This is a genomic window from Chitinophaga deserti (genome assembly GCF_003149455.1).
In the GTDB taxonomy this organism is placed as follows: Bacteria; Bacteroidota; Bacteroidia; order Chitinophagales; family Chitinophagaceae; genus Chitinophaga; species Chitinophaga deserti.
In genome coordinates this window covers 114,610-138,508 of sequence record NZ_QFFK01000006.1, presented here as the reverse complement: position 1 = coordinate 138,508, position 23,899 = coordinate 114,610, and the positions used below count along the sequence as shown (strand labels likewise).

The window sequence follows — 23,899 nt, the reverse complement described above, 5'->3', positions numbered from 1 at the left end:
TTTTATTCGCCTTCCTTGATTTTATTCCACAGTCCGTCCATTTCGGCCAGGTCCATATCGGTGAGCTTACGGCCTTGTGATCCGGCCATTTCTTCCATTTTACGGAAGCGGGCAATGAATTTCTTGTTGGTACGCTCCAGCGCGTTTTCCGCATCTACTCCCAGGAAGCGGCTGTAATTAACGAGGGCGAACATCAGATCGCCAAACTCGGCTTCAATACGGTCCTGGTTATTTTCTTCCAGTGTTTCCTTCAGTTCTGCAGTTTCCTCTTCCACTTTGGCCCATACCTGCTCACGGTTCTCCCATTCAAAGCCTACCTGCCGGGCTTTGTCCTGCAGGCGCATGGCTTTTACGAGGGCAGGCAGGGAACGGGGTACCCCGCTGAGAACGGATTCCTTCCCTTCCTTCATCTTCAGCTTTTCCCAGTTCTGCTTCACTTCATCCTCATTTTCCACCTTCACATCTCCATATATATGGGGATGGCGGGAAATCAGCTTCTCACAAACACCATTGATAACGTCGGTTATATTGAATTGCTGTTTTTCGGAACCTATTTTGGCATAGAACACGATATGGAGGAGCAGGTCGCCCAGCTCTTCCTTAATACCTTTATAGTCTTCGTCGGTAATAGCATCTGCCAGTTCGTACAGTTCCTCGATGGAAAGCTGGCGTAAAGTGAGCATGGTTTGCTTCCTGTCCCAGGGGCATTTCTCCCGCAGGTCGTCCATTATCTGCAATAATCTGTTAAAAGCTTGGTCCGGCTGCATAACAATAAATGTGAATGTTCCGCTGCTAAGAAACGGAAAAATAATGGAAAATAAGGATTTGGGGGGTGGAGGGGCTGGGTGGTGTTAATTTCTTTTTCTTGGTTGCACAGGCAATTTCTTTAGATTTGCGGCCTTAGAAAAATCACAAAACGAATTGATATGAATCCGAAACACGTGGCGCTCATTTCTGCCGAACTGAACATTTCGATGGGGCAGGCTGAGAATACCATGCGCCTGTTGGCCGAAGGCTCCACCGTTCCCTTTATCAGCCGTTACCGGAAAGAACAGACCGGGAGCCTGGACGAGGTGCAGATCGGGAAGGTAGAGGATATGGGCAAGCGCTACCAGGAAGTAGATGACCGCCGCGCCACCATAATCAAAACCATTACCGAGCTGGGTAAACTGACGCCTGAGCTGGAAGAGAAGATCAACTCCACCTGGGTACTCGCCGAGCTGGAAGATATCTACCTCCCCTACAAGCCCAAGCGCAAGACCCGCGCCACCCAGGCCATTGAGAAAGGTCTCGAACCCCTCGCCGAAACGCTCCTCCTCCAGCAGGATGGTGATATCGACGAAGCAGCTAAGGCTTTCATCAACGAACAGGTAGCCAGCTCAGAAGAAGCCCTCAAAGGCGCCCGCGACATCATCGCCGAAAGAATCAACGAAAACGCAGAGCTGCGCGATAAACTCCGTAAGCTCTTCACACATACCGCCAAGTTCAGCTCCAAAGTCATCGAAGGCAAGGAAGCTGATGGCGTTAAGTATAAAGACTACTTCGATTTCAACGAAGAACTCACTTCCATCCCCTCTCACCGCGTACTGGCCATCCTCCGTGCAGAAGCGGAAGGCATCCTCTTCGGTAACATTGCCCCGGATGAGGAAGAAGCTAAAGAGATCGTTCACAGGCAATTCGTAACCGGTACCGGTCCTGCCAGTCAGCAGGTGGCTAAAGCTGCAGATGATGCGTACAAGCGCCTCCTCCGCCCTTCCCTCGAGAACGAATCGCGCTCCTCTGCAAAGGATAAAGCCGATACCGAAGCCATTGAAGTATTCGCTGAGAATCTCCGGCAGCTGCTCCTCGCCGCTCCCCTGGGCCCAAAAGCCGTGATTGCCGTAGACCCCGGATACCGTACCGGCTGTAAAACCGTAGCGCTCGACAACCAGGGTAACCTCCTGGCATACGACGTGATGTTCCCCCTCGAAAAGAACTACAAAGCACAGGATGCTGAGCAACTGCTTAAAAGCTGGGTGAAGAAATATGACGCTGCCGCCATCGCCGTAGGTAATGGTACCGCAGGTCGCGAAACGGAAGAGTTCATTAAAAAGCTCGACTTCGAAAAGAAAGTGAATGTATTCATGGTTAACGAAAGCGGCGCTTCTGTGTATTCCGCTTCCGAAGTTGCCCGTGAAGAGTTCCCCGACCACGACGTTACCGTTCGTGGTGCCGTATCCATCGGCCGCAGGCTCATCGATCCCCTCGCCGAACTGGTGAAGATCGATCCTAAAGCCATCGGCGTAGGCCAGTACCAGCACGATGTGAACCAGAGCCACCTCAAACAGAGCCTCGACCGTGTGGTGGTTAGCTGCGTGAACAACGTAGGCGTTAACCTCAACACTGCTTCCAAACACCTGCTGGCATATATCTCCGGCCTCGGCCCTTCTCTAGCTGAGAACATCGTGAAATACCGCAAAGAAAACGGTGCGTTTAAAAACCGCCAGGAGCTGAAGAAGGTTTCCCGCCTCGGTGATAAAGCTTTCGAACAGTGCGCAGGCTTCCTCCGTATCGAACATGGTGATAACCCGCTGGATAACTCAGCCGTTCACCCCGAGCGGTATAAACTGGTAGAAGCCATCGCGGCCAAACAGCAATGCAGCGTGGAAGAACTGATGGGTAAAAACGATCTGCGCAAGCAAATCAATATCAAGGATTTCATTACCGAAGAAGTTGGACAGGTAACCCTGGAAGACATTCTGAAGGAACTGGCCAAGCCCAGCCGCGACCCGCGCGATGAGATCGCTATCTTCGAATATGCGGAAGGCATCAAATCCATGGACGATGTGAAGCCCGGTATGGTGCTCCCCGGTGTGGTAACCAACATCACCGCCTTCGGTGCATTCGTAGACATCGGCGTAAAACAGGATGGCCTCGTACATATCTCTCACCTGAGCAACAAATTCATCAGCAACCCCAACGAAGCGGTGAAGCTCAACCAGAAAGTAACGGTAACGGTACTGGAGATAGATATTGCGCGCAAACGCATTTCCCTGTCCATGAAAGATAACGCGCCCCAGGCTGGTAACAATAACGGTGGCGGCCATGGCGGCGGTGGACAGCGTAAAGAGCGCAAACCTGCGAAGGAAGAGCCTCTGAACGACTTTCAGGCCAAACTGCTGGCGCTGAAGTCCAAATTCAAGTAAGCAAATACACTGCTCATAAAAAAGCCCCCTGGATGATCCGGGGGGCTTTTTCTATTCTGGTGTTTCGAATTTCATCATCCATTGCAGGAGCTTTTCGGGATAGGCGGAGTCTCCCTTTTCTCCATATAGTTTTACGACCTTGTTCCGTGCGATGCCTATATAGATCACATCCTTATTCATGTCGATGGCAATGGCCGCTTCTTCGATGGAGCAATTATGCGGTTTACAGCCTTCGTTGAACAGGATACCGTTATCTACTTCAATGGGCGGCATGGTGCCATAACGCGTGGTAAAGTCTTTCTCTTCTGTTCCCAGCATGGCTTTCAGCCGATCTTTCAGGGGCTGTTGCTGCAGGAGCTTCACATCCGAGGCGTATTTGCCATTATACTGCTCAAAGGTTTTCCAGGACTCTACCAATGCAGGTGTTACGGCGGTGTCGGTGATAGTGATCATAGTGTCTGTCGGAGTCATGACAAGTGAATCAGGCACCGTTTTCTCCGTAGTGCCGGCAGCTTTAGGCTGACAGGCAACGGCTAACGCCAATACTGCGAGGATAGCATATTTCATATAGCACCGGTTTACATGTTATATTCATACAACGGATCGATGTGGGTGCCGGGCTCCATGTCGAATACGGGGTTGATGAGGCCATCTTTCAAACCATACACCCAGCCGTGCAGGCAGGGTCTTTTATGCTTGTGCCAGGCCTCCTGGACGGTGATGGTTTTAGCGAGGTTCATCACCTGTTCCTTTACGTTCAGTTCTATGAGGCGGTCTACCTGCTGGTCGAAAGTTTCCAGAGCATCTACTTCCTCTTTATGAAAACGGTATACGTCCTTAATATGCTTGAGCCAGGGGTTGATAATACCCAGGTTTTGGTTGCCCATGGCAGCTTTCACACCACCACAGCCATAGTGCCCTACCACGAGGATATGCTCCACTTCGAGAACCTTCACGGCATATTCGAGTACTGTGAGGAGGTTCATATCGGTATGCACCACCATGTTAGCAACGTTGCGGTGCACGAAGATCTCACCCGGTTCGGTATTGGTGATTCTGTCTGCAGGCACGCGGCTGTCGGAACAACCGATCCAGAGGAACTTAGGGGCTTGCTGATCCTGCAGGCGGTGGAAGAAGTCCTTATCCTGCTGCACCATGTTCGCAGCCCATTCCCTGTTGTTTTGCAGTAATTGCTCAAAAACTTGCATACTCGTTTGTTTTTATATGGTTACTTACCGGTAAAGACGGGGGCTCTCTTTTCCATAAAAGCCTGCATCCCTTCCTTCTGATCGTCTGAGGCGAAGAGGAGGTAAAAATTCTTTCTTTCAAAATGCAGCCCTTCTTCCAGGGTGCTGTCGAATGCGCGGAGTACGGATTCCTTTGCCATTTTCACTGCCAGTGGGCTTTGCTGCGCTATTCCATCCGCGAGGCGGAAGGCTTCTTCCAGGAATAATTCTACCGGCGCTATGCGGTTGATAAGGCCTGCTGCGAGGGCTTCTTCCGCGGAGATGAATCTGCCTGTCAATACCATTTCCATGGCGAGCGCTTTGCCTACGGCACGGGTAAGGCGCTGTGTACCGCCTGCGCCGGGCATTACGCCGATCTTAATCTCCGGCTGTCCGAATTTAGCAGTTTCACTGGCAACGATCATATCACAGAGCATGGCCAGTTCGCAACCACCGCCAAGTGCAAAGCCGCTGACTGCAGCAATGATGGGTTTGCGGATCTTTTTGATACCGTCCCAGATCGTGAACTGGTCGATATTATACATATCTACTGCCGTGCGGCCCGCCATCTGCTTGATATCGGCCCCGGCGGCAAAGGCTTTGTCGTTACCGCTGAGAACGATGCAGCGCACACTGTCGTCGGCATCCAGCTGCTGGAGGGCATCCCTCAATTCCTGCATGAGCTGGAGGTTAAGGGCATTGAGCTCTTTGGGCCGGTTTAACTGTACGTGTGCGATATGGGGCCGGGCCTGCGGCGATACGATAATAAATTCGGGGGTCATTGGTGTATGATTTTGATTATGTTATTGCGAAAATAATCAAAACGAAGACAAGTCCCACAATGGCTGTCCCCAACACATACCCCAGCAATATGCCCAGCGATTTCAGCAAAGCTTTCCCGAAGGTGACGCCATAGGCATTGCGGAGGGAGAAGAGGAAATATACATAGATCGGTATCAGCAGCCAGGCGTACAATGCGTCGTAATGCAGGAACATATTGACCAGCATGGCTACGATGCCCAGCATGAAGATGAGGGTATGAATGTGAATGGAGAAGATGGCATGATCCCCGTATACCCAGGTCTTCCTTGGGAAGAACCATTTCAGCAGCAGAGCAAAAAACGGCAGAAGGAGGAACATGAGCTTGGGGTAATGGTGGGCGATCTTGTCTTCCAGCGCATTCTCCATATTCTCTCCATACTTCTCCCGCATCTCAAGCGTGCGGAGGGTCACTTTGCGGTCGCCCCAGTCATCCCGAAGGTGAGGCGGCAGGGATTGCTGGATGGAGTCGTACACCCGTGCGGCATTGTGAATGGTATCCATCGCCAGGAGCTTCAGGTTTTCAGCTGTGGCCCGCATTCTGGCCGTGTCTTCAGGATCTACCTTGCCCAGCCGGATAGAATCCAGCATACGATCTGCCGTTTTGCGGATCTTGCCGAACTTTACATTGCTTTTGTCCTTGGCCCCTACTTCATACGGACTATCCGCATGGTTCACAACCCCGATCAGCAGGAAGAACACGAATGATGTGAAAACGTACAGGCGTATGGGATTCACGAAGGTCATCCGCTTTCCTGAAATATATTCTTTGGTGAGCTTTCCCGGGTAGAAAAAGAGGTATTTCAGTGAAAGGAGCAGCTTGGAATCATAATGGGTGATATCCTGGAAGAAATGGCTGACCAGATGCCCGAAGGATTCTTTGGTATCGACATTTTCCTGGCCGCAATGGCTGCAGAAACGGTCCGGCACTTGGTGCCCGCAATTGAGACAGGTATTGTCCTGCCGGAGATGTTGTGTTTTCACGGTTTCGTTGGTGACAGGTTAAGGCGGAGTAAATATAGCCAAATTGAAATTATCATGCAGCCTGCGTTTATACGGTTGCCACCATGAGTATGATAAAGGCCACTCCCACAATAAGGGTTCCCAGCAGGTAGCCCGCCACTACACCCAGCGACCGCCAGAAAGCAGTTCCGAAGCGTACCTGGTAAGCGTTCCGCAACGCGAACACGAAGTACAGGTATACAGGGATCAGCAGCCACGCATATAACTCCGAGGAATGCAGTAACAGGTTGATGAGCATGGCCAATATGCCCAGCATAAAGATGAAAGTATGAATGTGGATGGAAAAGATGGCATGGTCTGCATACACCCAGTTCTTCCTCCGGAAGAACCACTTTAACAACAGCGCGAAGAACGGCAGGAGGAGGAACATGAGTTTGGGGTAGTGATGAATGAGCTTATCGTTAAGCGCCTTGCCCATATTTCCGCCGTATTTATCGCGTAATTCAAGCACCCTGAGCTGCATCTTCCTTTCCCACCAGGGCTCCCGTAAATGGGGCGGTAATGCGTTTTGAATGGAATCGTATTGAAATGCCGCATTCCGGATGGTATCGGTCCCCATGATCCGCAGGATGTCTGCCTCGGTACGTACGGCAAAGGTATCATCCGGAGCAACCTTTCCCGCCCTCAGCGAATCGAAGAGCATTTGTGAAACAATGTAAATAGAATCCAGTCTGGCCTTTTGCTGCACCTCCATGTTGCGCTCATACGGGTTCTCATGCTGCCCGGTGAGCCCCATCATGAGGAAAAACACAAAAGAGGTAAATACATACAGCCGGATGGGGTTCACGTACGTCAGCCGTTTGCCGTTGATATAGTCCCGGGTAAGGCGGCCCGGGTAGAAGAAGAGGTATTTGAGGGTAAGGAGGAGTTTGGAATCATAATGCGTGATATCCTGGAAGAAGTGGCTCACCAGGTGCCCGAAGGACTCTTTGGTATCCACGTTCTCCTGGCTGCAATGGCCGCAGAAACGGTCCGGTACATGGTGTCCGCAGTTGAGGCAGGTCTTATTCTGCCTGAGATGTTGTGTTTTCACGGTAGTATACGTCAGGTTAAAGTATAATAAATATAAAGAATTTGAATTTATCCTGTCCACATACGTTTTGCAAAGCCGGGAACGTTTGTACATTTGCGAACACTGATTAACGAGATATGCGCATCCTTACTACCATATGCCTTACCCTGGCCCTGGGTATTGCCCGCGGGCAACATTATTACCAGGATATCATCAGCACGGGTCAAACCGCTGCCACCATGGCCCAGTTCAAGGCCAATAAGGTGACCGGCCAGATCGTGCGCTCACTGGATGCCAACCAGGAAACCGACAACGATTTCATTTGCGTGCGCACTACCCAGGCCCCCTACCGCACCCTGAAGGCCGTTACCCAGAGCCGTAACAGCGGCAGGTCTGTACTCACCAGTACCTTCAGCACCAGCGGCCGCCTCACCAAAACGGTAGACAGTACCGAACACACCATTTCCACCGTACAATACAAATACACCGAAAAAGGATGGCTGGAAGATGTAGAATCCGGCGTGCGCGGAAGGGAAGATAAGTACCGCCTGCAGGAAAAGCACCGTTACGAATACGACAGCACCGGCCGCCTGCTGCGCATGATACTCCGTAAAGGCAATGCCGATTCCATTATCGTTGCCTTTAAAACCGATAAAGATGGCCGCGTAATTGAAGAAATGGAACCCGGCCGTCAGCGTATCTACTACAACTACGATGCACAAGGCAAACTGACGGACGTACTCCGCTATTACCCTGCCCGCAAACGCATGCTACCCGATTATTCTTTTGAATACGGAGCCGATGGAAAACTCGCTGCAATGACGGTGGTAACACCCGAAACCGGCGACTACCTGATATGGAAATACAGTTATGATGAAAAAGGACTGGCACAGCGTGAAGACTGCTATGGTAAAGGGTTAGAGCTGTTGGGGCGGATTGCTTACAAGTATGAATTTTCAGAATAATTGAAAAAAAAGTTTGCAGAATAAAAACAAATCCTATCTTTGCAATCCCAACGAAAAAAGTTCTTATAATAACAATCACTGCGGAAGTAGCTCATTTGGTAGAGCACGACCTTGCCAAGGTCGGGGTGGCCGGTTCGAGCCCGGTCTTCCGCTCAGAGATCAGAAGTTCCAAACTGTTGCAAAGCGGTTTGGAATTTTTGTTTAAAGTTATTTGTGAATGATTCTTTACATTTACAAATACAGGATACCCGGGTGGTGGAATTGGTAGACACGCCGGACTTAAAATCCTGTTCGCTGCAAGGCGAGTGACGGTTCGACTCCGTTCCCGGGTACAATACCAAAAGATATAAAGGCTTCCGAAAGGAGGCCTTTGTTGTTTTCAGAAATTTGCATGCAGATTGCTTGAACCGGGAAACATTTTTCTTATCATTTTAGCCTATTAATTTCGCTTTGGTTTTTGATTCAGACAATGCGTCTAATTCCGATATGAATGGCTTGAATATATCCACCCCAACCATCATTAAAACAACCCACATAAATTAAAAGATATTTTCCTCGTCTTTTATTATCTTAACGGAAATTAATGATAAGCACACCTATGCGTCCCGGTATTACCCATACCATACTACTCTTACTGGCTGGTATTGTTACCATCAATGCCTGCCATTCGCCCGACAAACCGGCCGCCCAATCCCCTGTTGCCGCAAAGCAAGAACTACCAGGACTGGGCACTATCGACGCATTACCTGTTACTTACCGCTCTCCTGCCAATAATCCTACCACACCTGAAAAAGTAGAGCTGGGGAGGTTATTGTTTTATGATCCGATATTGTCTGGTGGTAGAGATGTAGCCTGTGCCACCTGCCATCATCCTGATTTCGGTTACGCGGAAAGCATCGATCTGTCTATCGGCGTAAACGGGAAAGGACTGGGCGAAAAGAGAAGTTTCAATAAGGAAAACAACATCCCTTTCACTAAACGCAATTCTCAATCACTCCTCAACACAGCGTTCAATGGCATTGGCTCAGACGGAAAGTATACACCTGAAGAAGCCCCTATGTTCTGGGACCTCCGTGCCAAAAGCCTCGAAGAGCAGGCTGCCATGCCTATTAAGACCTTTGAAGAAATGCGCGGACATAGTTTCAGTGAAGAAAGCATTACGGAAGAAGTGGTAAAACGTGTGAACGGCATTGTCCAATACAAGCGGCTTTTTAAAATGGCGTTCCCGGAAAGTAACGCGGTCACACTCACTGATATCACCAAAGCGCTCGGAGCTTTCCAGCGCTCGCTAACTGCATCTAACTCCCGGTTCGACCAGTTCATGCGTGGCGACCGCTCCGCCCTTTCAGACAGGGAGCAGGAAGGCATGCAGCTTTTTATTACATCCGGCTGTGCACGTTGCCATAGCGGACCTATGCTGTCTGATTTTAAAACGCATGTACTGGGAGCGCCCGACAATGAAAAATTGCCCGTATCTGATTCCGGCATGCTGGGCGGTTATGGCTTCCGCACGCCTACACTCCGCAACCTGCGGTTCACCAGGCCTTACATGCACAGCGGTAAATTTCAAACCCTGAATGAAGTATTGTTTTTCTACGAAGACCTGCATGGCAAACCGCTGCGCAACCAACACGTCAACCGCACACAACTCGATCCCCTTGCCGCTGCGGTTCGTGTGGAGTTTAAAGACATCAATACCATTGTGGAATTCCTGAACACGCTAAACGATCCTAACTACGACAAAAAGGTGCCTGCTTCCGTACCGAGCGGTTTACCCGTAGGCGGTTATATCAGATAAGCCATCGATTTGCAGACGATTCTACAATATTCCCGAACATCATTATGAAAACCTGTCAGATTCATTTTTGAATTATTCAAAACAGGCCAATCAAACCTTTGTATTAGTACACCTGATGGGGATTAGCCAAGTTTATTGAACATTTAAGGGAAACAAATATTATTTTTGAAGGATATTGTTAAACCAATTCCCTTACTAAAATTGCATATGATCACACTTCTACGGCTATTTGGTCAAACCAGCAATAATTATATCCAGCATATCCATATCGATGCTTTCTGCAGGGCTAACGGATTGAAGTACCGCAGTCCGCGAATGAGCAAATATTATGAAACATACCCCAACCTCAGGTCTGCAGATTATGGAAATTCCGTATTGGGCATGAAAATTCAGAAAGCGCTTTCTTTCAAATCCACCTATCATTTCGATATAGAAAATAACCAGGAAGTATATGAGCGTGATTTGCTGGCAGGCAACAATATGTATTGCGAAGGCTGGTTCTTCCGCTCCCCGGATGAAGTAATCAGCAGGTACATTCCTGTTTACAAAGAACTTTTCCGTCCTGGATTTGATACCCGCCCTCTCGATGATAAGTACCTCCAGGCACCGAACGGTGAAGTGAAGATTGCGGTACATATCCGGCGGGGAGATTATAAAGAATGGCTCGGCGGAAAGTACTACTTCGAAGATGAAGTCTATATTGATAAAATTCAGCAATTGCTTACATTGCTGAACCGGCCGGCTGAAATAATCCTCTTCACGAATGAATCAAACCTAAACCTTTCAGGCTACCAGTCGAAGTTCGGAAATGTGGTGCTGTCTGGCAATTCCGTTGCTGAGGATCATTACCTGATGTCACAATGCGACTACATCCTCGGCCCTTTCAGCACATTTACATTATGGGCAAGTTTCATCGGCGAAACGAAATTCCATCATATCTTCAGGAAAGACGAAACAATCAGCCTTCAACAGTTCCGCGTCTGCCGTGGGAACTGGTGGTAAACAAAAACTGGTTTGAAAGTAACATGTCCCGACATATATATATACGCCAAAGCGATCTACAGTCGGCTGTAAAACGCTTTGGCGCAAACCCAGGAAATCTCTAATAGAGAAATGATTAGTTAACAGAGGTAAAAACTATACCCCACTTCTGCGTTTCTGAATCTGTATTGATGGGATTTAGTCCTACCCATTGTCCATTAGGACCTGGGATGTTGTTATATACATCCATGCAGGTAGTGCTGGTCGGCCATGTCTTGATCACGCTGATCCAGAAACCGAGATTAGAAGATCCTGTAGTAATGTATAATTTAACGGGAGTGTTATACACATATGCCCGGTTGTCGGAACCGAAACCTAAATGCTGCCCGGTTTGAACATTCCAAATGTGATAATAACGCTGGCCATATTCATCCACTTCGGCCTTGATCCTCCATTTCTGATTATTCGCTTCAAAATAATCCCAAACTTGAACATGGGTACCACCTGTAGCCTGGTCGAGTACCTGGTTGAAAACTACGAAGCCCGGAACATTCATTTCATAATACCGGTAGGGAACAAGAAAAACCGCGTTTTCCTGACCAATTGCTAACTGAGACGGATTACACCAACTAGGGTTAAAAATGGTTCTTTTTCCGTTAGTTAAAGTCTTAGCTGTATCGTATGGAACGATCAATTGCTTTTTGATTTTTTGCTCCTGCGGGATAGGCTGTTCAGATAATTCGCTATTCTTCTTGCAGGAAAAAAGTAGCGCTACTACCGCCAAAATAGGGAGGAATAATTGTTTCTTCATCTTAAATTCATTTGTGAAATAATGGCCAACTGACGGCCAATTCGGGTTAAAATTTGATTTCCTGGGTTCTAATGTATTTAGTGGGTTTTCAGTTCTTCAGTATGTATATTAAATAAGTAGAAAAGACAATTACACTGGATAAATTTTAAGATCATTAGCTTTCAATAGAGCTTACCAAATTAAGCAACCGGTGGCCAAAATGAAATCTGTTAAATAGCTTATAGTGATAATTTGTGGGCAGAACACTACAGTGGGGGCGGGTTTCAACAAACATAGGTATTAGGTATATTGTATTCGGTAATAAATAAATTACTTGCTTCTAGTTAAACTTGAAATTAGCTTTTTTTTATCGAAACTCAAAAAAAAGAGCGCTGTTCTTTTATGAAAATCAAAAACTTCTGCACATTATCCTTACTCACAAACCTTTCCAAATCCGAATAACCCCTGCATGGTATATCTGTAAAAATATAGTCCTGCACATGTGCTAAACATCAACAGGATGATATGAACCTTTAACCGGCATACTGTATGGCAGCCATAGCGCTTCAATTACCTGTTATTTGAAGTACTTACCTAAATCAGCATACAACTCCCCAGGCATTACAATTTTTCGAAATCATCTAATCCTCATAAACTCTCCTTTCGAAATTATCCAACCCCACTTCCATTGCTATTGCACAAAGTTCAATGTGCGATAAGGCTGCATTAAATATCCTCTAACACAGCACTACCACCCTGCCGGTACATCTTACGTATATTTCAGTACAACAAATTTTTTTAGTAATGGCAATTTTAGATTCCATGATTCCATTTACCGGTAGAATCGGTAATGTCATTTCCTACAAGCGCGACGGTAAGCACTGTTTGCGCTCTGCACCCACGCATGTCAGGCAAACGGATAATACCCGCCGGGCAGCTAAGTATTTCGGTGCGGCCAGCCGTAAAGGCGCCCTCATCAGGAGTGCTATTTCTCCCGAGCTGGACATTTACCCCGACAGCTACCTTGTGAACCGGCTGAACAGCTACATCATGAAGGCGGGGAGGAACAACCACGCCGGCCTGGTGAACTTCCGGTTCAATGGTTACACGGGGCTTGACAAGCTGCTTACACAGCCGCCGGTGTTCTCTAAAGACGGTACCTTACGCATCCCGGCGCAGCGCCTGGAGGCCTACAGCAATCTCTACGGTTCCGCTAAACAGCTGGAAGTAAAACTGATCGCCACCCGGATCGACTTTGCTACCCGCAGCATTACCGGCTCCGAAGCAGTGACGATCACCATCGACCTGGAGCAGCCTTTCAACGGTGCCGAAATGTCCATAGACGTACCAGGTAAGGGAACGCTGCTGGTGGTGGTGCAGGCAAGGCAATTTGTAAAAGACGGTGATATCCGTGACCGCAAGTGGTATGCCGCCGATATTGTGGCGGTTGTGGAGCAACAGCAGTCTGAAGCATCCCTTGCAAAACCCAAATCCCATAAGAAACTAACGGGCATACCTGCGATGCCTTCCCGCAAAGCCACTGCTAATCAAAACAGGCAGGCGGTCAATAAACGGGAATAGCCTCACGCCATTACTGGATTTTTTGTTGTAAGAAGCTCATAATCAAACACTACGGAACCCCAATCTACACGGCAGGCCACTCCTCCGCCAGCCATTGCCATGGGCTGCAGGCGCCCAATCTTCACTTTACATGCCTGTTACATGCTCCTACTCACCTGCAACACAGTTCCACATCACCACCACATCACCTCCGCATCAAGTCCACGTTATCGACGTACTTAACTCGTATTTAAGCGGTACTTACTCCCAAGATGACTAAGAGTTACTGTCTTCTAACTTAATACATACCAGCTTGAATATGCTTACAGTAACATTTCTGTATCTATTTATTAGCGTATCCTGAAGGGAGGAGAACAACTTTATGAACTATACATTACCCCTGCTTTATGTACTTTAATGCCACAGAACCTGATGGCAGTACCTTCGACTCCACTAATTGTAAACGCTGCTGCTCGGGCATTTTCATTGTATCAAATAAGCGCCTTCCTTCCCCGGCTAAGTAAGGATGAATCACAAAGTGAAATTCATCCACCAATCCCTGTTCAATTAACTGCGATGGCAGATCTACCCCACCTATCGATATATCCTTTCCCGGTTGCTGCTTCAGTTTCAAAATTTCTTCAGCGGGGTTTGAGCGAATAATCTTTGTTCTATCATCTGCACTTTTCAGTGTTTTGGAAAATACAATTCTGTCGAGGGCATCGAATGCCTTTGCAAAATTATTCACCGTTTCGGGACCGGATTGCTCTTTTGCCATATCAGGCCAGAAAGGAACCATGAGTTCATACGTTTTACGTCCATACACAATCAGGTCAGCTTCCTTCAAAAGTTCTGTAAAATAAACATGAATATCCGCGCCGCCATTACCTTTGGTATGCTCGCAGCAACCATCGGCAGTAAGGTTAATTCCGTAGACAACTTTTCTCATTGGAGTGGTTTTAGGTAATAAAAGATTTATTTCATTTCTATCCCGGCTTTAAACCGGATTATAGATTTTACGAGGTCAATCGGTAAAGGTTTATTGTGCGGGAAATGCAGGGTATCCTTAGTGCCTTTTGCCCTGAAAGGAGCAATCTGATCTTCGAGCCGGCTCAATCCATAGACCGGGTAAAACCCAATATGATTTTTATAGGCAGCAAAATACAAGTGATCTTTCCCCACTTTAAATGCCGGCATTTTATACCGGATGCTTTCTTCTGTATTTGGATGAAACCCTAAAAAGATTTGCCGCAGGGCATTCAGCCGATCCCTGATATCAGGATCAAAAGCAGCAATATATTGCGTTACGTCGTTCATACATACAGCATTTATCTGATCAGAACTCCATCGCACATAAGGCAAACAGATTATTTCTCTGCAATCCTTTTATTCCGCCTGTCACTTAAATACTTCCTTACAGGAATATCGTACACTACCATCACAAGATAGGCAAATCCCACCAGCAGTACCACCCCGGAAATGATAACGAATGTCAGTTCCATAGTACCCGGTTTATGGCTGTTGTAATAGTTCCCAAACATCCATAACGCGGCATAATGCGTCATATATAGCGGATAAGAGATCTTACCGGAGAATACGCAGAACTTCTTTAAGCCGGGTTTTAACACAGCACCCGCGCCTAATGCTATCAGCAATGGGAAATACAACAGCACTACTAAAGGTTCGGTAATCCAGTTCCACGTAGAGAAAGGCATGATAAAGGCGAGAGAAAGTAATACTGATAAACCTATAAATCCGAGATTGTTTTTGATGATCCAGTTGGAACGATAGATGAGTAATCCTGCAAGGAAAGAATAGGATATGCGGGCGCCCCCATCCCAATAGGTGGGCCCGCTCCAGCCACCCAATAAGTTACCAGCGCGGAAAGACACAAGGCAAATAGCCACCGCCGAGAGGATGGTTAATACAATCAGGTAACTGCGTTTGAGCCTGCAAAGCACCAGTGCGTAAACGATATTGGCGATATACTCCCAAAACAGGGACCACGACGGTGCGTTAAGTCCGAACAGATTGAATCCCCTGTCTTCCATAACCGGGAAAGGAATAAGTAATGCTGAACTCAAAAACAGGAGGATGACCATTCCGGTATTATACAATTCAGGATGCCCGCCAAACGGATCAAACAGAAATGCCAGCAAACCTAACACTGATCCCGCTATGATCAGCGGATGGAGCCTGATAACCCTCGATTTAAAGAATTCCAGCAATCCCATTTTAGCCAAACGATCGTCGTAGGCATATCCAATCACGAATCCTGAAAGACAAAAGAAGAAATCCACCGCCAGGAAACCATGCCCGATAAAGTTCTGGCTGGGATCGAGGTACACCCATTCCATAAAATGGAAAATCACGACAGCAAGAGCAGCAATCCCCCTTAATCCGTCGAGAATTTCGAAATGCTGTTTCGTTTGCAGAATTGTAGCGGTGGGTTTGTTCGTATCCATTGATGGTTCCGGTCTGGTTGTTGTGCAGTTGCCAAGTTATCTAAAAATGTAACAATTGGCAAGGGATAAAGGGATGCTCCTCATAATAAGTATGAATCGAACAGGCATATTATAAAATCAAAAAAGCCGCCAGCACCCTACATGCTGACGGCCCATTACATCAAACGTTCTCCTATAAATTCGTATACTTCACCCCAAGACTAAACCAGCGGGCTGGTAAGGGAATTGCTCCAATCTCATTGTATTTGGAATTGAAAATATTCTGCGCATCCACCATCACTGTAAAGTGCTGGATACGCTGGCTGATCCTAAAATCATTGATGAAATATGACTTACCGGAGATCCTGTCGTTATAACGGGTAGCTACGAGTACAGAGAAGCCACTATAGCTAAACTCAACGGTATTAGTCACCTGGTGCTTCAATGAAGAAATCAGATACTTTGAATACAGTGCTTTCGCTCCCTCAGATTCGGAATCCAGGTAAGTATAAGCCAGATGGATGTTGAACTTAGCCTTTTCAGAAACCGCTACACGGTAATCAGACCGCACGTTGAAACCCTTCGTGCGAAGATCTCCCACGTTATTACTTTGCCACGGCTCCGTGGTCACCATCCGCGTCCAGTCTATGAAGCTGCTGATGTTCCTGTAAAAGTAGCTGGCGTTAACCGTCAGATTACGGTGCAGGAACTTAAAGCCCAGTTCCCCCTGAAGGGCATCCTCCGGACTCAGATCAGGATTACCGATATTCCCGGGGCGCTGATTCAGGAAAAGGTCCGTAAACGATGGAATCCTTTGACTGGTTCCCACGTTCCCCGTGATCCGGAATGCCTTGCTGATAGCATAGCTCGCATCCAGACCGGGATAGATCTGCCACTTATAATCCGAATTGTAATTCACATAAGTACCCGCATTCACATCGAGCTTATTATCCAGCAGATACACCCGGTACTGTGCATAAAGCCCCAGATTCTCGCGGCGGTGGTCCCCGATATTGGAAGAATTAATATCTTCCCTTCTTCCTTCCACACCAAATCCCAGTTCGCCTGTATGGAGCCTGTAAGTTGAATTCAGCTCCGCAGCCAGTGAATTGGTATAGTGACGGCTCTTGCCTGCATTGGGATTGGTAACACCAAAATACCGGTAATCGTCATCGTTATAACGATAGCTTACCCGAGACATGAGCGAAAACCTGTCGGATAGCGTATGCTTCGACTGGATAGACGCTATAACTGTTTTCATGGCCTCCGTCGAGTTTTTATCACCCGGAGCAGCGTAGAAACCGTTGGCGCCAAACCCATTGTCGATATAGCCTGCGGATGTGAGGATTTCGTTGGCATTGTTGATCTGGTAGTTACCCTGGTAAAACAGCTTTTTGTTTTCAAATTGCGTGTTATACCGGTATCCATTGCTTTTATCATAAGAACCGAAAAGAGAATGCTGATGTTTGGCTTTACTGATCACACCTCCCAGCTGAATGCCGGTACCGTAGAACATCTCTCCTGTTCCCGCAGTGTCTTTCTCAAAATTAGACCCGCCAAAGGCACTCACCAGGAAGCCCGATTGTTCCGGCTTCTTTGTGATGATATTCACCGCACCGGTTAAGCTGTTAATCCCATAGATCCTTGCCGCAGGGCCGCGGATCACCTCTATCCTTTCAATTGCCTCTACTGGAATAGGCAGGTTCAGCATATTATGGGCGGTCTGGTTGTCGATGATCTTTGTCCCGTTCACCAGTACAACGGTCTGCTCAAAGCTGCCACCGTCGATACTGATATCGGCCTGACTGCCGAAGGGGCCCCGCTGCCGGATATCCACCCCATTGGCATATTGCAGGATCTCTTGCAGGCTGCGGGCGGGTAATTTGGCAATGGTAGCCTTGTCTATCACGTAAACATTCCTGTTTTGCCTGGATATAGGGGTGCTGAAGCGGTTTTCATTAATCACCACTTCCTGGATGCTGATGACAGAATCCCGCCTTTGCTGTGCATAGGTTTGAAGGGATAATACCGTCAGCAGAACTACATAGAAAATCCTCATTTACTGTAAAATTTCCGCAAAAATAGTACCTTGCCGTACCACTATAGTAGGCCAGTTTTAATAAAATGGGTAGTCCGGTTAATATTCCTTTCCAACGCTATATTCAGCTGAATCATAGCCTCCCGACCGCAATCTATCTCCAGATTGTGTTTGAGTTCATTAAAGCCATCCAGACGGGGCTGCTTCCCGAAGGCACGAAGCTCCCGGGTACACGCATCCTTTGCAAGGAGCTGTCCATCAACCGGAACACCCTCGTAAAAGCCTTACATGACCTTGAGGCACAAGGATATATAGAGATACTGCCCAATAAGGGCATCTTCATCCTGTCGGACCAAAAACAAAAAAACAAGGTAAAAGCGCCCTCCCCGAAAGGTAAACCTTCAGAGCAGGGCACAACCGGCTTCCCCTTTAAACGTTCCTCCATACTGGAAAACCCTGTAGAAGTCAGTGACCTGAACTACCAGTTTAATGACGGTATGCCCGACCTCCGCCTCGTACATACCGATGTACTGGCCCGGCTGTATGTATCCAAACTGAAAAGACGGAAAAACACCCGTACATGGGAACAGATCCAGCTGCAATCGCACCTGCAGTTCAAAGCCCATTTCTCCAATTTCCTCAATCTCACCCGGGGCCTGCGGATAGCCAGCAGTAACCTCCTCACCACCAGTAATCACGAAATCAGCCTGTATCTCGTTACCAAATTGCTGATTTCTCCGGGAGATAAAGTAGTGGTTGCCACACCCAGCTATTACCGCTCCAACATGACGCTTTCCGACAGCGGCGCACAGATCATTACTATCCCCGTTGATGAGCACGGCATTAAAACCGACAGCCTGAAAACGCTCTGCCAGTCCCAAAAGATCAGGGTGTTGTATCTAACTTCCAACTTCCACTACCCCACCACCATTTGCCTCAGTGCCAAACGGAGAATCGAAGTACTGGAACTGGCGGCAACTTATGGCTTTGTAATACTGGAAGATGATTATGACTTTGATTTCCATTACGACAACAACCCCGTATTGCCCCTGGCGGCATTAGACAACCACGAGCGGGTGGTATACATCGGATCATTCGGCAGATCGCTTCCAACGGGTTTCGGATACGGATTCATCTCTGCACCGGAAGCCTTTATTCAGGAGCTCGAAAAGCATCAGAACATACTGGAACCGGGGATCGATGTTATAAAGGAACAGGTGCTTACCGACTGGCTGCAGGAAGGCGAAGTACACCGCTTATCCAAGAAGAACAGGAAAATTTACAAAGAGCGGCGGGACTATTTCGTGCGATTGCTGAAGCAAAAACTAAAAGGCAGAATCAGGTTCCAGATACCGCTTCGCGGATTGGCAGTTTGGGTGGAATGGCTGGATGATTTCAATCTGGTGCGGTTACAAAGAGAATGTAAAGCGAATGGATTATTTCTGCCTACAACTTTATTATATCAAACCAAAACCCTTACAGCCACGCGGCTGGGGTTCGGGCACATGAATGAAGAAGAGATGGAAAAAGCCGTTGAACTGTTGAGTATTTCTTTGGAAAGGGTGCTTCATAAAGAGGAATAGTAATATTATCACTCTTCCAGCACATAGCTGGTACTTCTGCCCCCTGCCGCTTCTTTACCCAATAAACCCCGTTCTAATAGGTCCTGTAAATCACGCACCGCTGTATCCTGCGACACCTTTGTAATTTTCGCCCATTTGCTGGAAGTCACTTTTCCTTCAATCCCATCCAGCATTTTATGCAACATTAGTCGCTGCCTTTCATTGAGGTCTTGCGCGTTAGAACGTTCCCAGAATTTGGATTTCCTTATCACATCAGCCAGTGTAGCATGAGTAGTTCCTAACGCACGCTGTAAACATTGCAGGAACCATAATATCCATTCCGTAACATCCAGCGTTCCTTTTTGCGTCTCTTCCAGAATCCTGTAGTATCCTTCCCGTTCATTCCTGATCTGGGCAGACATGCTGTAGAAACGCCGTTTACTTTTATCCGCACGCGCCAGCAGCATATCCATGATAGCACGGGCAATACGGCCGTTCCCGTCATCAAACGGGTGAATGGTAACAAACCAAAGATGTCCGATTGCTGCTTTCATTACCGGATCCAGATTCTCTTCTGTATTAAACCAGTGAATAAAGGCATCCATCTCCTTTTGCAACTGATCCGCATCCGGCGCCTGAAAGTGAATGGTTTCCCTTCCCATTGGCCCGGATACAACCTGCATTGGATTGTCATTTGTATTATCTCTCCACGCTCCCACAACGATCCTGTGCATACCGCTCCAGCCAGTTGGAAACAATGCAGCATGCCAGCCGAATAGCCGCTCTTCAGTCAGCTCTTTCTCATGGTTCTGTGTGGCATCCAGCATCATTTCAACTGCACCATCGATATTTCTGTCTACCGGAACCAACCCGGCTACATTTATTCCTAAACGGCGTGCTATGGATGAACGGACCTGTTGAGGATCCAGCATTTCACCTTCAATTTCGCTGGATTTTAATACATCTTGTGTGAGATTCTTCAAGGTAGCTTCATCCTGCAAATTGAAGCCTAACCCTTCCATACGTCCCAGTAACAATCCCTGTTGATGACGTACTTCTGCCAGAAGAGGCGATATCTCCTCATGATCCCATTGAAAATCAGGCCACTCTTTTCTCAGGTAAATAAACATTCTACGCACAATTTGCGGTGAATATAGCAATTATTTACAGCAGCAACAACTATTCACCGCACATTATGCGTAGATTAAGCCCCTTATTCTTCGCACAATATGCGCAGAATAAGAAAAATGCTTGTGTCGGAGGTCATGAAAATGAATTGTAGTTTTTGGTGTTAGTTCATATAAACTTATGTTTCAAGTTCATCAGAAATAAAGACAATGAGGAAAGAAACAGGAGCTCCAACAACGAATCAACGAGCACCAAAGGACACAACAGCGCTGTATTGAACAAGCAGGACAGCGACTTCGGGAACTCCGGGCCAGCAACAGATCATTTGGCCAGCAGCGATCGCCACACTTCCCTTCGTCCGGAAACAACGGATAGCCGGCTAAAAATAATGGCAATAGTATATATAAACAAAAGCGGGAAGGATTTACACCCTTCCCGCTTCTTCTTTTATTACAATATTATCATGCATCCGGAATCTCAGGCTCCACGAGCTTCGTGAGTTTCTCGAGCGACTCCTGCCAGCCGAGGTAACACATCTCCACGGGAATCACATCCGGAATACCTTCCTGCGTAATATTGATTTCTGTACCTGCCACCGTCTTACGGAGCTTCACGGTAGTGATCATTTCGCCGGGGAGGTTGGGATCGTCGAACGTATCGGTATATTTCAGCGCTTCGTTGGGCTTTACCTCGAGGTAACTGCCGCCAAAAGAATGACTGTGACCTGTAGAGAAGTTATGAAACGACATCCGGAATGTGCCACCCACCTTCACCGTCATATCATGCACGGTGCAAAGAAAACCATAGGGAGGCAGCCAGGAAGCAATTGCATTGGCCTCCGTAAATGCGCGGTACACTTTTTCAGGTGTAGACTTAATGACTCTGTGTAAAGAAACTGTATTGCCTGACATAAGATCAATTTTTTGCTTCCTACTCTTATGGCTTTTCGGATTCGCCCGTTTTTTAGCTGTGGTTGCTGCTCCACCTGTATTGTTCCGTTGACAATACAAAAGTGGCCCGAAAACGGGACTTGTAAAGTGGGGAGATACGACAAATCTGGGGCTATTTGCGACCCTTACCGCAAAAACTGCTGTGTCAGGTGATACCCACCGCCTATCACCAGCATAGGCATTGCGATTGCCAGGAGTACTACTGATAACCCGAACGACCGGAAATAAGTCAATACAACTGCCTGCTCAGGATTATCCGCCTTATAGGCCACATTTGCCTGATCCCCTATTACCCATCCAGCCGGAGAGCTGCTCCCTGTAGGACGCAATATCACTTCCCTGCCGGAATAGGTACGGAACCTGAATACAGGCCGGTAAGTATCCCCATCAGAACCTCTTACCGTTTCAATCTCTATAACTTCCGCAATAGCCCTGTCGCTTTCACGGATAAACTGTACTTTTTGCCTGAAGAAATACAACCCGGCAATCAGGAGCCCCGCTCCGATAAACAATGGAATATTATACCACATACAATGGATTTATTTACTGCAATATAAGTCACCGGTACCCTCCATCAAAATCCCCTGTTGCTGTCATAAAAAAAGCCGCATGCTACTGCATACGGCTTACAGGATATTAACTAAAGTACCTACTCAGTTATACTCGAAGAAGAGCTGATCTTCACATCCGCATACTTCCATGCTTCATCAAAATCCACATGCACCTTATCAGCCTCCGCGTTCTTCTGCTGTTGCGTTAATGCTTTATGTAATCCAATCAATGCCCAGCCATTCTTCCGCCACGTACGGAGGTCATCCCTGTACACTTGTTCCGCCTCTTTCAGCTTACCGGCTTTCAGCAGCACCGCACCGAGGTGATGCCGTACAGAGAAGAACCAGTCGGGCGGCTCGTTGTAATTGAGCTTATCCTCATTGGCCACCGCATCCTTTAACAGCGCTATAGACTGATCTGTTTTACCCTCCTGCACTGCAATACCGGCAGCAAGTACCTGTGAAGCGATCACTACCAGATCTGCTGTAGTGTTGATGTTCCAGATAGTGATGTCTTTCATGGTAGTGTCCTTCGACAATAGGGCCAGGCTATCCATGGCTTTTTTTGCATTGGCTACATCATGCTTACCTAAGTAAGCCATGCCCCTGGCGTAGTGCCATATGGCGCGGGGGTAAACAAGATCTCCATCCGGAGCGGGGATGGCCATAATGGTATCCCACATCGATAATTTAACAGCTATATAGTAAGGGATGGTATAGTAGTGCTGCAGGGTTCCCCAGCCGGGCATGCGCATCACCTGCTCAGAAGTATGCTGCTGCAATTGATTCGCAGTTTTCCATGCCAGTTTGGAATTACCTTCCAGCGTAGCTGTGGCCGCGAGGAAATGATAATTGTGAGGGAAATACCCCAGCGGGTAAGCCCCCTGGGCGTGGCAGGCTGTGGTATACGCACTGTCCTGCTCCACGGCACGGATATTAGAAATGGAACCGAGATGATAATCGCCCGTATTGATGTAAATATGGGATGGCATATGCAGGAGATGCCCTGCCCCGGGCACAAGCGTATCCAATAAGTAAGCGCTGGGCAGTGCCTTTTCGGGTGTGGCAGATGCTTCCAGCGCATGGATGTAAAAGTGGTGTGCGCCGGGGTGCCTGGGGTGGAGCTTCATGAGGTGCTCCAGCACTTTAATGATTTCAGGGGTCCAGGCTTTGGGGGCTTTGGTCTTCTTTTCATACAAATCCCAGGGATGCAGATTCATTACCGACTCTGCATACAAAGCCCCAACATCCGGATCAGAAGAAAATTGGTTATACACTTTCTTCATGGCAGCAGAATAGGCGATATCCAGTCCCGACCGGTCGGCCGGAGGATCTTTCACATACCGGGTCGCCAATGCTGCTATCAGCGCCTTTTCTTTGGGTGTACAGTTTGCAGAAAGTGCCTGTGCCTTCACTACCGCATCGTAGGCCCGCTGGAAGTTATCTTCTTCCATACCGGCGTTGTAGTTGGGACCTAATACATAAGCAAAGCCCCAATAAGCCATAGCGCATGCAGCATCCTGACGGGTGGCTTCAAAGAAAGACCTTGCCGCTTCTGCATGATTGAACCCATACGCCAGCATCAGGCCCTGATTGAAATAGGCCTGCGTTTCAGCGCTGGACGTGGTCACCTTACAGTCCACCCCCTCCAGCCCTTTAAACATAGGGGCTTTAGTACCGGCGGTATACCAGTCTTTATCGTTGGTGCGTGGCACATAGCAGCCAATGGATTGCGAAACGGAGTCTGTGGATTGATTTTCGCTTTTCCCTTTACGGTTCTTGCATGATAAAAAGATACATATCGTAATAAGTGCGAAGCAGATTTGTCTCATACAGATAGATTTGCGAGGTTGAAAAGTTATTGGGA

21 protein-coding genes and 2 tRNA genes are annotated in these 23,899 nt (G+C 47.7%); 8 read left to right on the top strand and 15 right to left on the bottom strand.

The genetic code is table 11. The features are described from left to right. Nucleotides 1-2: 2 nt before the first annotated feature. Nucleotides 3-767 carry a nucleoside triphosphate pyrophosphohydrolase gene (mazG, locus tag DEV76_RS15055; protein ID WP_109698748.1) on the bottom strand — a complete coding sequence of 255 codons (765 nt, stop codon included), beginning with the start codon at nucleotides 765-767 and terminating at the stop codon, nucleotides 3-5. A 159-nt stretch (nucleotides 768-926) separates the two neighbouring features. Here mazG and DEV76_RS15050 point away from each other — a divergent pair, with 159 nt between their 5' ends. Continuing rightward, a complete protein-coding gene (locus DEV76_RS15050) occupies nucleotides 927-3,185 on the top strand; it encodes a Tex family protein (protein WP_109698747.1) in 2,259 nt (752 codons plus the stop codon). Between the two features lie 51 nt (nucleotides 3,186-3,236). On the opposite strand, the gene DEV76_RS15045 is transcribed toward DEV76_RS15050, so the two are convergent. The 5 genes from DEV76_RS15045 to DEV76_RS15025 all read right to left on the bottom strand — a co-directional run bounded on the left by DEV76_RS15045 (nucleotide 3,237) and on the right by DEV76_RS15025 (nucleotide 7,286). Beyond that, entirely contained in the window at nucleotides 3,237-3,752 is a 516-nt protein-coding gene (locus DEV76_RS15045; protein ID WP_109698746.1) for a hypothetical protein, read from the bottom strand. Nucleotides 3,753-3,763: 11 nt separating this feature from the next. Then, on the bottom strand, nucleotides 3,764-4,393 hold the full coding sequence (gene can, locus DEV76_RS15040; protein ID WP_109698745.1) for a carbonate dehydratase: 630 nt from the start codon (nucleotides 4,391-4,393) through the stop codon (nucleotides 3,764-3,766). Between the two features lie 20 nt (nucleotides 4,394-4,413). Beyond that, nucleotides 4,414-5,193, bottom strand: a complete 780-nt coding sequence (locus tag DEV76_RS15035) for an enoyl-CoA hydratase-related protein (protein WP_109698744.1) — start codon at nucleotides 5,191-5,193, stop codon at nucleotides 4,414-4,416. Nucleotides 5,194-5,209: 16 nt separating this feature from the next. Continuing rightward, nucleotides 5,210-6,214 (bottom strand): DUF3667 domain-containing protein, encoded by a 1,005-nt coding sequence (locus DEV76_RS15030; protein ID WP_109698743.1) that lies wholly within the window; start codon nucleotides 6,212-6,214, stop codon nucleotides 5,210-5,212. A gap of 67 nt (nucleotides 6,215-6,281) precedes the next feature. Next, complete coding sequence (locus DEV76_RS15025; RefSeq protein ID WP_157962907.1) at nucleotides 6,282-7,286, bottom strand: DUF3667 domain-containing protein; 1,005 nt, start codon at nucleotides 7,284-7,286, stop codon at nucleotides 6,282-6,284. Nucleotides 7,287-7,402: 116 nt separating this feature from the next. On the opposite strand from DEV76_RS15025, the gene DEV76_RS15020 reads away from it, so the two are divergent. The 5 genes from DEV76_RS15020 to DEV76_RS15000 all read left to right on the top strand — a co-directional run bounded on the left by DEV76_RS15020 (nucleotide 7,403) and on the right by DEV76_RS15000 (nucleotide 11,030). Then, entirely contained in the window at nucleotides 7,403-8,230 is an 828-nt protein-coding gene (locus DEV76_RS15020; protein ID WP_109698741.1) for a hypothetical protein, read from the top strand. Nucleotides 8,231-8,310: 80 nt separating this feature from the next. Further along, nucleotides 8,311-8,383 (top strand) — tRNA-Gly (locus DEV76_RS15015). Between the two features lie 93 nt (nucleotides 8,384-8,476). After that, a tRNA-Leu gene (locus DEV76_RS15010) sits at nucleotides 8,477-8,562 on the top strand. Between the two features lie 251 nt (nucleotides 8,563-8,813). Next, complete coding sequence (locus tag DEV76_RS15005; protein ID WP_198652082.1) at nucleotides 8,814-10,028, top strand: cytochrome-c peroxidase; 1,215 nt, start codon at nucleotides 8,814-8,816, stop codon at nucleotides 10,026-10,028. A 207-nt stretch (nucleotides 10,029-10,235) separates the two neighbouring features. Continuing rightward, nucleotides 10,236-11,030, top strand: a complete 795-nt coding sequence (locus tag DEV76_RS15000; RefSeq protein ID WP_109698739.1) for an alpha-1,2-fucosyltransferase — start codon at nucleotides 10,236-10,238, stop codon at nucleotides 11,028-11,030. Between the two features lie 115 nt (nucleotides 11,031-11,145). Here the strand turns inward: DEV76_RS15000 and DEV76_RS25940 are convergent, their stop codons facing one another. After that, nucleotides 11,146-11,820 carry an RICIN domain-containing protein gene (locus DEV76_RS25940; protein ID WP_157962906.1) on the bottom strand — a complete coding sequence of 225 codons (675 nt, stop codon included), beginning with the start codon at nucleotides 11,818-11,820 and terminating at the stop codon, nucleotides 11,146-11,148. 783 nt (nucleotides 11,821-12,603) lie between these two features. Here DEV76_RS25940 and DEV76_RS14990 point away from each other — a divergent pair. Continuing rightward, on the top strand, nucleotides 12,604-13,380 hold the full coding sequence (locus tag DEV76_RS14990; protein WP_109698737.1) for a hypothetical protein: 777 nt from the start codon (nucleotides 12,604-12,606) through the stop codon (nucleotides 13,378-13,380). 373 nt (nucleotides 13,381-13,753) lie between these two features. Here the strand turns inward: DEV76_RS14990 and DEV76_RS14985 are convergent, their stop codons facing one another. The 4 genes from DEV76_RS14985 to DEV76_RS14970 form a co-directional block, all read right to left on the bottom strand. Continuing rightward, entirely contained in the window at nucleotides 13,754-14,308 is a 555-nt protein-coding gene (locus tag DEV76_RS14985) for a dihydrofolate reductase family protein (protein WP_109698736.1), read from the bottom strand. 26 nt (nucleotides 14,309-14,334) lie between these two features. Next, nucleotides 14,335-14,676, bottom strand: a complete 342-nt coding sequence (locus tag DEV76_RS14980) for an iron chaperone (protein WP_109698735.1) — start codon at nucleotides 14,674-14,676, stop codon at nucleotides 14,335-14,337. 50 nt (nucleotides 14,677-14,726) lie between these two features. Next, nucleotides 14,727-15,824, bottom strand: a complete 1,098-nt coding sequence (locus tag DEV76_RS14975) for an acyltransferase family protein (protein WP_109698734.1) — start codon at nucleotides 15,822-15,824, stop codon at nucleotides 14,727-14,729. Between the two features lie 172 nt (nucleotides 15,825-15,996). Next, entirely contained in the window at nucleotides 15,997-17,862 is a 1,866-nt protein-coding gene (locus tag DEV76_RS14970; protein ID WP_109698733.1) for a TonB-dependent receptor plug domain-containing protein, read from the bottom strand. Between the two features lie 146 nt (nucleotides 17,863-18,008). Between DEV76_RS14970 and DEV76_RS14965 the strand changes: the two genes are divergently transcribed. Next, nucleotides 18,009-19,424 carry an aminotransferase-like domain-containing protein gene (locus DEV76_RS14965; RefSeq protein ID WP_198652081.1) on the top strand — a complete coding sequence of 472 codons (1,416 nt, stop codon included), beginning with the start codon at nucleotides 18,009-18,011 and terminating at the stop codon, nucleotides 19,422-19,424. An 8-nt stretch (nucleotides 19,425-19,432) separates the two neighbouring features. On the opposite strand, the gene DEV76_RS14960 is transcribed toward DEV76_RS14965, so the two are convergent. The 4 genes from DEV76_RS14960 to DEV76_RS14945 all read right to left on the bottom strand — a co-directional run bounded on the left by DEV76_RS14960 (nucleotide 19,433) and on the right by DEV76_RS14945 (nucleotide 23,864). Continuing rightward, the gene (locus DEV76_RS14960) at nucleotides 19,433-20,533 is read right to left on the bottom strand and encodes a Fic family protein (RefSeq protein WP_109698731.1); all 1,101 of its coding nucleotides are present in this window, start codon (nucleotides 20,531-20,533) and stop codon (nucleotides 19,433-19,435) included. 459 nt (nucleotides 20,534-20,992) lie between these two features. Next, nucleotides 20,993-21,442 carry an SRPBCC family protein gene (locus DEV76_RS14955; RefSeq protein ID WP_109698730.1) on the bottom strand — a complete coding sequence of 150 codons (450 nt, stop codon included), beginning with the start codon at nucleotides 21,440-21,442 and terminating at the stop codon, nucleotides 20,993-20,995. A 164-nt stretch (nucleotides 21,443-21,606) separates the two neighbouring features. Further along, a complete protein-coding gene (locus DEV76_RS14950) occupies nucleotides 21,607-22,011 on the bottom strand; it encodes a DUF3592 domain-containing protein (RefSeq protein ID WP_109698729.1) in 405 nt (134 codons plus the stop codon). A 119-nt stretch (nucleotides 22,012-22,130) separates the two neighbouring features. After that, nucleotides 22,131-23,864, bottom strand: a complete 1,734-nt coding sequence (locus tag DEV76_RS14945; protein WP_109698728.1) for a tetratricopeptide repeat protein — start codon at nucleotides 23,862-23,864, stop codon at nucleotides 22,131-22,133. Nucleotides 23,865-23,899 lie beyond the last annotated feature (35 nt).

What these genes read in the sequence shown, in the direction of transcription:
- mazG (WP_109698748.1), bottom strand. Translation starts at nt 767, where the DNA reads ATGCAGCCGGACCAAGCTTTTAACAGATTATTGCAGATAATGGACGAC.
- DEV76_RS15050 (WP_109698747.1), top strand. Translation starts at nt 927, where the DNA reads ATGAATCCGAAACACGTGGCGCTCATTTCTGCCGAACTGAACATTTCG.
- DEV76_RS15045 (WP_109698746.1), bottom strand. Translation starts at nt 3,752, where the DNA reads ATGAAATATGCTATCCTCGCAGTATTGGCGTTAGCCGTTGCCTGTCAG.
- can (WP_109698745.1), bottom strand. Translation starts at nt 4,393, where the DNA reads ATGCAAGTTTTTGAGCAATTACTGCAAAACAACAGGGAATGGGCTGCG.
- DEV76_RS15035 (WP_109698744.1), bottom strand. Translation starts at nt 5,193, where the DNA reads ATGACCCCCGAATTTATTATCGTATCGCCGCAGGCCCGGCCCCATATC.
- DEV76_RS15020 (WP_109698741.1), top strand. Translation starts at nt 7,403, where the DNA reads ATGCGCATCCTTACTACCATATGCCTTACCCTGGCCCTGGGTATTGCC.
- DEV76_RS15005 (WP_198652082.1), top strand. Translation starts at nt 8,814, where the DNA reads ATGATAAGCACACCTATGCGTCCCGGTATTACCCATACCATACTACTC.
- DEV76_RS15000 (WP_109698739.1), top strand. Translation starts at nt 10,236, where the DNA reads ATGATCACACTTCTACGGCTATTTGGTCAAACCAGCAATAATTATATC.
- DEV76_RS25940 (WP_157962906.1), bottom strand. Translation starts at nt 11,820, where the DNA reads ATGAAGAAACAATTATTCCTCCCTATTTTGGCGGTAGTAGCGCTACTT.
- DEV76_RS14990 (WP_109698737.1), top strand. Translation starts at nt 12,604, where the DNA reads ATGGCAATTTTAGATTCCATGATTCCATTTACCGGTAGAATCGGTAAT.
- DEV76_RS14985 (WP_109698736.1), bottom strand. Translation starts at nt 14,308, where the DNA reads ATGAGAAAAGTTGTCTACGGAATTAACCTTACTGCCGATGGTTGCTGC.
- DEV76_RS14980 (WP_109698735.1), bottom strand. Translation starts at nt 14,676, where the DNA reads ATGAACGACGTAACGCAATATATTGCTGCTTTTGATCCTGATATCAGG.
- DEV76_RS14975 (WP_109698734.1), bottom strand. Translation starts at nt 15,824, where the DNA reads ATGGATACGAACAAACCCACCGCTACAATTCTGCAAACGAAACAGCAT.
- DEV76_RS14970 (WP_109698733.1), bottom strand. Translation starts at nt 17,862, where the DNA reads ATGAGGATTTTCTATGTAGTTCTGCTGACGGTATTATCCCTTCAAACC.
- DEV76_RS14960 (WP_109698731.1), bottom strand. Translation starts at nt 20,533, where the DNA reads ATGTTTATTTACCTGAGAAAAGAGTGGCCTGATTTTCAATGGGATCAT.
- DEV76_RS14955 (WP_109698730.1), bottom strand. Translation starts at nt 21,442, where the DNA reads ATGTCAGGCAATACAGTTTCTTTACACAGAGTCATTAAGTCTACACCT.
- DEV76_RS14950 (WP_109698729.1), bottom strand. Translation starts at nt 22,011, where the DNA reads ATGTGGTATAATATTCCATTGTTTATCGGAGCGGGGCTCCTGATTGCC.
- DEV76_RS14945 (WP_109698728.1), bottom strand. Translation starts at nt 23,864, where the DNA reads ATGAGACAAATCTGCTTCGCACTTATTACGATATGTATCTTTTTATCA.